Origin of the sequence: Nonomuraea sp. NPDC049784, assembly GCF_040659615.1 — a bacterium.
In the GTDB taxonomy this organism is placed as follows: Bacteria; Actinomycetota; Actinomycetes; order Streptosporangiales; family Streptosporangiaceae; genus Nonomuraea.
Genome location: NZ_JBFAMX010000075.1, coordinates 21,050 through 30,262, shown reverse-complemented (window position 1 = coordinate 30,262; position 9,213 = coordinate 21,050). Strand labels below are relative to the sequence as shown.

Annotated in this window: 7 protein-coding genes; 5 read left to right on the top strand and 2 right to left on the bottom strand. The window is 68.3% G+C overall.

What is annotated here, in order from left to right:
- The 4 genes from AB0J09_RS18380 to AB0J09_RS18365 all read left to right on the top strand — a co-directional run.
- A partial coding sequence (locus AB0J09_RS18380; protein WP_360691866.1) for an oxidoreductase C-terminal domain-containing protein occupies positions 1-708 on the top strand: 708 nt, incomplete at its 5' end.
- Positions 709-738: 30 nt separating this feature from the next.
- Positions 739-1,956 (top strand): cytochrome P450, encoded by a 1,218-nt coding sequence (locus AB0J09_RS18375; RefSeq protein WP_360691863.1) that lies wholly within the window; start codon positions 739-741, stop codon positions 1,954-1,956.
- A 170-nt stretch (positions 1,957-2,126) separates the two neighbouring features.
- A complete protein-coding gene (locus tag AB0J09_RS18370) occupies positions 2,127-2,747 on the top strand; it encodes a TetR/AcrR family transcriptional regulator (RefSeq protein WP_360691861.1) in 621 nt (206 codons plus the stop codon).
- A 231-nt stretch (positions 2,748-2,978) separates the two neighbouring features.
- Positions 2,979-4,199, top strand: coding sequence for a cytochrome P450 (locus tag AB0J09_RS18365; protein ID WP_360691858.1), 1,221 nt, complete (start codon positions 2,979-2,981; stop codon positions 4,197-4,199).
- Between the two features lie 130 nt (positions 4,200-4,329).
- Here the strand turns inward: AB0J09_RS18365 and AB0J09_RS18360 are convergent, their stop codons facing one another.
- A complete protein-coding gene (locus AB0J09_RS18360) occupies positions 4,330-4,893 on the bottom strand; it encodes a hypothetical protein (protein ID WP_360691855.1) in 564 nt (187 codons plus the stop codon).
- A gap of 144 nt (positions 4,894-5,037) precedes the next feature.
- The gene (locus AB0J09_RS18355; RefSeq protein ID WP_360691852.1) at positions 5,038-5,682 is read right to left on the bottom strand and encodes a TetR/AcrR family transcriptional regulator; all 645 of its coding nucleotides are present in this window, start codon (positions 5,680-5,682) and stop codon (positions 5,038-5,040) included.
- A gap of 291 nt (positions 5,683-5,973) precedes the next feature.
- Between AB0J09_RS18355 and AB0J09_RS18350 the strand changes: the two genes are divergently transcribed.
- Complete coding sequence (locus AB0J09_RS18350) at positions 5,974-9,192, top strand: cytochrome P450 (RefSeq protein ID WP_360691849.1); 3,219 nt, start codon at positions 5,974-5,976, stop codon at positions 9,190-9,192.
- The last annotated feature ends 21 nt before the right edge of the window (positions 9,193-9,213 follow it).

The following is a 9,213-nucleotide window of genomic DNA, read 5'->3' as shown; positions in this document are numbered from 1 at the left end:
GGCCGGTTCACCGGTGCGGACCTGTCCGACGGCAGCCGCGTCAACGCGGATGTGTGCGTCGTCGCGTTGGGGGCGGTCCGCAACGTCGAATGGCTGGCGGACGCCGGGCTGGCAGCGGGCCCGCGCGGGATCGCCTGCGACGCCGGATGCCGGGCCTTCGACATGTACGGGATCGTCACCGACGACGTCTTCGTCGCCGGTGACGTCTCCCGCTTCCCCCACCCGCTGTTCGAATACCAGATGCTCTCCTTGGAGCACTGGGGCAACGCCGTCGCGCAGGCCGAGGTGGCGGCCTACAACATGGTCAATCCGGGCCCGCTGCGGCGTCCCCACCTTGCGCTCCCGACGTTCTGGTCGAGCCAGTTCGGGCTCAACATCAAGTCGGTGGGTGTCCCCACCTTCTCCGACCAGATCGTCATAGCGCAGGGCTCGCTGGAGGAGCGCCGTCTGACGGTGGTGTACGGCTACCGGGGCCGGGTCACCGCCGCGGTCACCGTCAACATGGCCAAGTCGCTCGAGTACTACCAGCACCTGATCGAGACCGCCGCCCCGTTCCCGCCCGCGCCCGGCGCGGCGGACCGTCCGATCGCAGCCGACATCCCGTTTCCCTCCGATGTGCCGGATCCGAAGGGGCTTTCCCACGGCCCCATCGTCGCGCTCACCGGTCACCTGCCGGACCGCCGGCTGACCGTGGTGCGGCCTGGCTGACCGTCCGCCCGTCCACGAGGAGCCGAGACCATGACCGCCGACACCCTGCTGGAACGGATCACCGACTACGCCAACCGCCCCAACCCCTACCCGCTGTACGCGGAACTCCGCGAAGCCGGTCCCGTGGTGCGGCAGGCAGACGGCAGCTACCTGATCGGCACCTACCACGAGATCAACGCCCTGCTTCACGACCCTCGGATCAGTGCCGATCCCCGCAGCCGCCCGGCCCCGGCCTCCGCGCTGTCGGAGGAGGCGCCGCAGCCGCCCTTCCTGCGGCTCGACGACCCAGCGCACCACAGGCTGCGCACCCTGGCCATGCGACCGTTCGGCCCGCCGCACAGCCCCGGCCGGATCGACGCCATGCGCGGCCAGATCACCGAACTCACTGAGGAACTGATCGAGGCGCTCCGGGATCGCACCCAGATCGACATCGTCGACGACTTCGCCTACCCGCTGCCCGTCACGGTCATCTGCCGGCTGCTCGGCGTCCCGCGAAAAGACGAGCCGCTGTTTCGGGAATGGTCCGACGCAATTGTCGCGTCCGCTGACGTCGGGCCCGGGCAGGACACCATCGAGCGGGATCGGGCGGGCGAACAGGCCCGGACCGAGATGGGCCGCTACCTGGTGAACCTTGCCGAGCAGCGCCGCGGCCATCCCAGTGACGACATGCTCTCCGCCTTCATCAACGAACCGGACCCGGCCATGCGGCTCACCCGCGAGGAACTGGCGGAAACCGCCGTACTGCTGCTCATCGCCGGACACGAGACCACGGTCAATCTGATCACCAACGGGGTACTCACCCTGCTGCGCCACCCCGACCAGCTCGACCGGCTGCGCCGTGACCCCGGCCTGCTCCCCAGCGCGGTGGAGGAACTGCTGCGCTACGAGCCCCCGGTGCAGATGCGCGAGCGCATCCCTCTCGCCGACATCGACGTCGCCGGCACCACCATCTCCAAAGGCGCCTCCCTGGTACTCGCGCTCGCCTCAGGCAACCGCGACCCCAAACGGTTCCACGAGCCCGATCGGTTCGACCCCACCCGCCCGGACAACCAGCACCTCGGCTTCGGCTCCGGCATCCACCTGTGCTACGGCGCACCGCTCGCCCGAGTCGAGGCCCAGATCGCACTCCGCGCGTTGATCCCCCGCCTCGGTACCACAAGCCTGATCCAGGACCCGCCCCCCTACCGACAGAACGCCATGCTGCGCGGACCTCGCCATCTTCCCGTCGAGGTGCGCCAGCCCGCCTGACACCCGGGCGAGCCCAGCTCCGAGCCCACATGTGCCTCTGGCAGCGCCTTCAGGCTGGCGCAGGAATGCGCTTGGGGTCCCAACCCGGGGCAACCCGTGTCGCGTCGCCGCTTGTTTGACTGTTGTCAAATACTCGCTCTACTGTTTGTTTTGTGTCAAAGAGTCGTCGCATGCCGCGCCTGACCCCGGACGCCCGCCGTGGGCAGATCGTGGAGGTCGCGGCGTCTCACTTCGCACGCGAGGGCTACGAGGGGCTTTCCGTGCGAGCGATTGCCGCAGACGCCGGCGTGACGCGCGCGCTGGTGTACCACTACTTCCCAGGGAAAGATGCCTTGCTTGAGGCGGTGCTCAGGCGCGAGGCCGAAATACTTCTCGAGGTGACTGCGCCGGATCCCGAGCTCTCCCCGCAAGAGAACCTGCAACGCAGCCTGGCCGCATACCTCGATCACTTCTGCGCCAGCGGCCGGTTGGCTGACCTCACCGCCCCCGGGGCGGCGGCCCCGCCACTGGTACGCCAGCTCGTGGCTGCCGGCCACCCGGTACAGGTGGAACGCGTGCTCGGCTTGCTGGGACAGGAGGACACCCCGGTGATGCGGCTTGCCGTCGGGGCCTGGCTGAGTTTCGTCGTGCAGGCTGCCCGGGAGTCCGTAAATAGCCCTGCCGTGGCCAAGTCCGAGGTCACGCGGTTGTGCATGGACGTGCTGCGGGTCGTCACCGGATCAACGTTCGATCAAGAAACCGTCGGGACAGCGTATGGCGCCTCGTCACCGAACGAGGGGGGAAACCGATGAGGATCGTCGTCCGGGAAGCAATCGGTGCGACCGGCCAAGGAGGTGGTTCGGCAGGCTCTGGTTGCAGGGCACGACGTCCCCTATTGCTTGACTTGTGTCCAAGAGCGCGTACCGCACGTGAGCCTGACAGGGCGCTGCGGGCAGATCGTGAAGGCCGCAGCATCTCACTTCGCATGAGAGGGCTACGAGGCGGTGCCCGTGTGGGGCGATCAACACCGTCGAGAAAGGTACATGATGACGCACCCAGCGACCGTCGGTCTGGACGGTCCGTTCTTCACTGACCCCGACGAGCTGTACCAAAAGCTGCGCCGGGAGTCGCCGGTTGTGCGCGTAACCACGCCGATAGGCCTGAACGCCTGGATGGTCACCCGCTATGAGGACGTCCGGCCCGCGCTGAACGATCCGCGACTATCCAAGAGCGCCGCCCGGTTCGCCGAGATGCTCGAGCGGCGGTCGATCCCGCCCGACCGCCGGATACAGCTCGCCGACTCCGTGGCCGGGCACATGCTCAACACGGACCCGCCGGACCACACTCGGCTCCGCAAGCTGGTCAACCGCGCGTTCACGGTTCGGGCGGTCGCGCGGATGCGGCCCCGCATCGAGGAGATCGCGAACCGGCTGGCTGACACGATGGCGGCGAAGGGGGCCGGCGGGGCGACCGTCGATCTGATCGACGAGTTCGCTTTCCCGCTGCCGATGACTGTCATATGCGAGCTTCTTGGCGTTCCAGACGGCGAGCGGGACGACTTCCGCGCCTGGTCGAACACCCTGCTCTCGTTCTCGCCGCAGCAGGAGCGCATCGCGGCGGCCGGCGCAATGCGCGACTTCTTGACCCGTCTTGTTATCGGCAAAGGCGCGAACCCGGGCGACGACATGCTCTCGGCGATCGTGCAAGCCTCTGAAGACGGTGACTCTCTCTCGCCTGGCGAGGCCATCTCGATGGCGTTCCTGCTGCTCGTGGCCGGGCACGAGACCACGGTCAACCTCATCGGCAACGGGGTGCTGGCCCTGCTCCGCCACCCCGACCAGCTCGCCGCGTTGCGCGCCGATCCGTCGCTGATACCCAACGCTGTCGAGGAGTTCCTGCGCTTCGACGGCCCGGTCAACCTCGCGACCCTGCGCTACACCACCGAGCCGGTCGAGCTGGGAGGGATCATGATACCGGCCGGCGAGGTCGTGCTCGTCTCGCTGGTGTCGGCCAACCGCGACCCTGAGCGCTACCGCGAGCCGACGGAACTGGACGTCACACGCGACGCCTCCGGGCACGTCGCGTTCGGGTACGGGATACACCACTGCCTCGGTGCCCCGCTGGCACGGCTGGAGGGTGAGATCGCCTTCCGCACCCTGATCGAACGGTTCCCGGACCTGGCCCTCGCCGAGGAGCCACAGCGGCTCGTCTGGCGGCAGAGCATGCTGATCCACGGCCTGACGCGACTACCCGTCCATCTCTAACGGGGGAAGCCACGCGGCGAGGTGCCTATACGTCAGGCCCTATGCCGCGTGGCTCCCCTTCAAACGCCGTGGTGGACGTGACCGCGGGCCGGCACCGCGGGCATCCCAGGAGACCGAGACGGCCGTGCAATCATGCTACGTCCGCGTAGCGGATGATCTGGGTCGCCAGGACCGCCACCGTGGCCAGAGCGGCGGCTGAGCCGATCAGCACCACCAGAGTGTGCGGGCCCAGTAGCCAGAGCAGGGTGAGGGCGGCCAGCGGGGGCGCGCAGAACGCGGCCAGGTCCACCGCCAGCTGTAGCCGCTTGCGGGAGGGGCGGCGTGGGTCGTGGCGGCGGTATCTCTCCCATTGGAACATCTCGATGTCACCGGAGCCGTCGTCGACGAGGCCGACCAGGCGCGGCCCCAGCCGGTCGTGGACGTACCGTCCGATGGCGGCGATCTTGTGGTCGTTGGTGACATAGGCCCAGCCCAGCACCGTGGTGGCCAGCGGCAGCAGCAACAGCAACTCCCGGCGGCCGACGCTGGTGGTGACGGTGGCGATGCCGGCGATCGCGGTGAGCGTGCCGTACAGCAAGTGGCTGCGCATGCCGATCCGCTGCCGCTGCTCCGCCTTCAGGGCGTCGTATTCGCTCAGTAGGGCCGTGACCGCGCGCTCAGGACTTGCTGCGGTGGTGCCGCTGATTGCAGGCACGAGGTGTCCTGCCTTTCTGATCTGTCGGGATTGGCGGGTGTGCGGGCGCACTTCAGCAGGCCTCAGCAGCCAGGCACCGCCACCACCGCTCAGCCGATCTGAAACGAAACGCTGGACCGGCTCACCAGCTACCGCCTGGCACTGCTACGCAGTGGCGCTGGGGAGAAGGCGGTCGAGCTCAGGCAGGGGGCGTTGGCAGATTTGGTGAGCCTCGTCGGCGGGGATGCCGAACGTGCGCAGCAAGTCTTCGGTGATCTGGTCGCTGGCCTGGGCGTCGTCGCGGTGTGGCTGTGCGTGGAGTAGTTGGCCGAGGCATATGGCGGCGCCTGCGGCCATCACGAGGGCGAGCTCGGGGTCGCGTACGGTGAAGCGCCCGGCTTGGATGCCGGCTTGGATGTCGCGTCGGGCACGCGGGGCGAGGCCCCGATCGGAGAGGGCCAGGACCACACTGAGCAGGACTTTGCTGAGCTGGGGATGGCGGCGGTGCAGGCGTCCGGTAAGCCGGAAGCTGTAGGCGAAGACCTCGGCCGGGTCGTCCATGCCGCGGGTCAGCTCATCCAGCACCGCGCCGTGCCGGTCGAGGGCGTCTTCCACGGCGGCATGGAAGAGTTCCTCCTTGCTGGAGAAGTGGTTGTAGAACGAGCCCATGCCCACGTCGGCGGCCTGGGTGAGTTCCAGGATCGCCACGTTGGTCTTGCCTTCGGCGATGAAGGTCTGAGCCGCGTGGATGAGCGCGGCGCGGGTGCGCGCCTTGCGCCGTTCCAGGCGGCTTGGTGCGGCGTCGGCCATCTTTTCTCACTCCTGTCGCAGCTTCGCCGGTGATGTGCCCACTGTAGTGCGTTCCGTCAAGACTGACGGAATACTCAACACCTCTTTGACGACTCATTGCATTAGTGACAGTAGCTTACATAAGTGACGATATCGTCATATGCGCGAGGAAGTACCCCGGCAGAGCAAGCAACCCGATCATCAAGGTGCATGACGGACTTCCTCGGCCCGGCACTCGGCGGCATCCCCCCGAGGGAGTCACCGCGGCAAGCGCCGGCTGGCGCAGCTTCCCTTTCCCGAAGGAGGAAACCCATGACCGACCAGCTCGCCACCGGGCTTCGCCCCATCCGGTCCCCACGGGGGATCCCGCTCCTCGGCCACACGCCGCAGATCCCCGACACCAACCCGGTCGAGTACTTCGGTGAGCTGTCCAAGCAGTTCCCCGAGGGCATCTTCAGCATGGAGATCGCCGGCATCGAGAACGTCTTCGTCTACGACCCGTACCTGGTGGCGGAGGTCTGCGACGAGACCCGTTTCGGCAAGCCGATCCTCCCGCCGCTCAGCCATGTCCGGGACTACGCCGGCGCGGGCCTGTTCACGGCCCACGACGATGAGGAGGTCTGGGGCATGGCGCACCGGATCCTCAGGCCGGCCTTCAGCCAGCGGGCCATGAAGGGCTACTTCGGGCAGATGCTACAGATCGCCCAGAACCTGGTGGGCAAGTGGAGAGCCAAGCAGGGACAGTTGGTCAAGGTGACCGACGACTACACCCGGCTGACCCTGGACACCATCGCCCTGTCGGGGTTCGGTTACCGGTTCGGCTCCTTCGACAAGGAAGATCTGCACCCCTTCCTCCAAGCGCTGCTGGAGGCGCTGACGGAGTCGATGCGGCGCTCCCAGGAACTGCCGATGATGACCAAGCTCCGCAAGGCCGACGACAAGAGGTACCACGAGAGCATCGCCACTATGCGGGTCCTGGTCGAGAGTGTGATCAAGGAGCGCCGTCAGGGGAAGATCAGCGGTGAGGACGACCTCCTGGGCCTGATGCTGGAGGCCGTCGACCCGGAGACCGGCCGACGGCTGGACGACGACAACGTCCGGGACCAGGTGCTGACGTTCCTCATCGCCGGTCACGAGACCACCAGTGGGCTGCTGTCGTTCGCCACGTACTCGCTGCTGCGCAACCCGCACGTGCTGGCCCAGGCCTACGCCGAGGTGGACCGGATGCTGCCGGGCGACACGGTCCCGGACTACGACACGATCATGAAGCTGGATGTCATCCCGCGCGTGCTGGAGGAGACCCTGCGCCTGTGGGCTCCCATCCCGCAGATCATGAAGGCGCCGCTGGAAGACACCGCCATCGGGGGCCGCTACCACCTGAAGCACGGCACGAAGACGAACCTGCTGATGTTCCCGCTGCACACCCACCCCAAGGCGTGGGAGCGGCCGCTGGAGTTCGACATCGACCGGTGGCTGCCGGAGAACCGGGCCAAGCACCATCCGCATGCCTACAAGCCGTTCGGCAACGGCCGGCGCGCCTGCATCGGCCGCCAGTTCGCGCTCACCGAGGCCCGCCTGGCCCTCGCGCTGATACTGCAGACGTTCAAGTTCTCCGACACCAGCGACTACCAGATGGACGTCCGGGAGGCGCTGACGCGCAAGCCCGGCGACTTCAAACTGGTCGTGCGGACCCGCCAGGAGCACGAGCGGGCCGTGTTCGGTGTCTCGGCCGAGCAGACCGACGACACGCAGCAGGAGGCCGCGGTCAGCGGCGTCGGGGTGAACCTCACCGTCGCCTACGGCTCCAGCCTGGGCAGCTGCGAGGACCTGGCGCGCACGCTCGCCGGCCGCGGCGAGCGTTCCGGGTTCGGCACCACGTTGCTGAGCCTGGACGAGCTGGGCGACAACCTGCCCACCGAGGGCCTGCTCCTCGTCGTCGCCGCAAGCTACAACGGCAAGGCGCCCGACAACGCCCAGCGCTTCGACGACCTGATCGCCAACGGGCTGCCCGAGGGCTCGCTGTCCACCGTGCGGTTCGCGCTGCTGGGCGCCGGCAACACCCAGTGGGTGGCGACCTACCAGGCCTTCCCCAAGCGGATCGAGGAGGCACTGCTCGTCGCCGGCGCCACCCCGGTCATCGAGCGGGGCATCGCCGACGCCGCCGGTGACTTCGACGGCATGGCCACCCGCTGGATGGACACCCTATGGACCACCCTGGCCGAGGAGTACGCCGCCGACACCTCCGACGACGGCAGGCCGCGCTACCAGGTGCAGCTTCTCACCGAGGCGGACGTACGCCCGGCGATCGTCTCCGAGCAGGCCTACCCACTGACCGTGGTGGCCAGCGACGAACTCGTGGGCGACGCGACCGGGTTGTGGGACTTCAGCATCGAGCCGCCCCGCCCGTCCGCGAAGTCCATCACCGTCGAGCTGCCCGACGGTGTCACCTACGAGACCGGCAACCACTTGGCTGTCTTCGCCAAGAACGAGCCGTCGCTGGTGTCCCGCGCGCTGGCGCGGCTCGGCGTCGAGCACGACCAGGTGCTTCGGCTCGACCAGCCCGGCGGCGGCCGGACGCACCTGCCGGTGGGCACGCCCGTCACTGCCGGACTGCTGTTCACCGAGTTCATGGAGCTGCAGGACGTGGCCACCCGCACCCAGGTGCGTACCCTGGCCGCGCACACCCAGTGCCCGTGGACCCGGCCGCAGCTGGAGGCCTACACGGCCGACACCGAGGGAGCCGACGAGCGGTACCACAAGGAGATCCTTGCCAAGCGCATCTCGGCGCTGGGCCTCCTGGAGCGCTTCCCCGCGGTCGAACTGCCGCTGGCGGTCTTCCTGGAGATGATGGGGCCGATCCGTCCCCGCTTCTACTCCATCTCCTCCTCCCCGCTGGCCCACCCGCGCCAGGCGCGCCTGACTGTCGGCCTCCTCCAAGGCCCTGCCCTGTCGGGCGACGGCCAGTACCGCGGCATCTGCTCGTCCTACATCGCAGGCCTTGAGCCCGGTGACGTCTTCTACGGCTACGTGCGCGTTCCCTCTCCGGCCTTTGCCCCGCCTGCCGACCCCGCCACGCCGCTGATCCTCATCGGTCCGGGCACCGGCATCGCTCCGCTGCGCGGCTTTCTGGAAGAGCGTGCCTGGCAGCACGCCAACGGCACGAAGGTGGGCCTGTCCCAGGTCTTCGTCGGCTGCCGCCACCCGGAGCACGACTACTTCTACCGCCACGAGATGCAGGCATGGAAGGAGGCCGGGATCGCCCAGGTGCATACGGCATTCTCCGCAGTGCGGGACCATCCGGCCCGGTTCGTCCAGGACGCCCTCATCGCCGCCTCCGACACGGTGTGGCAGGCCCTGCGGGACGGCGCTTACATCTACGTCTGCGGCGACGGCCGCCGTATGGCGCCCGCCGTACGGGAAGCACTCGCCGCCATCCACCGCAGCCACACCGGCAGCGACGACGAAACCACCCGACAGTGGCTCGCCCAGCTCGACGCCGACGGCCGCTACCAGCAGGACGTCTTCGCCTGATCTCCCCACGCTGCTGCGCGC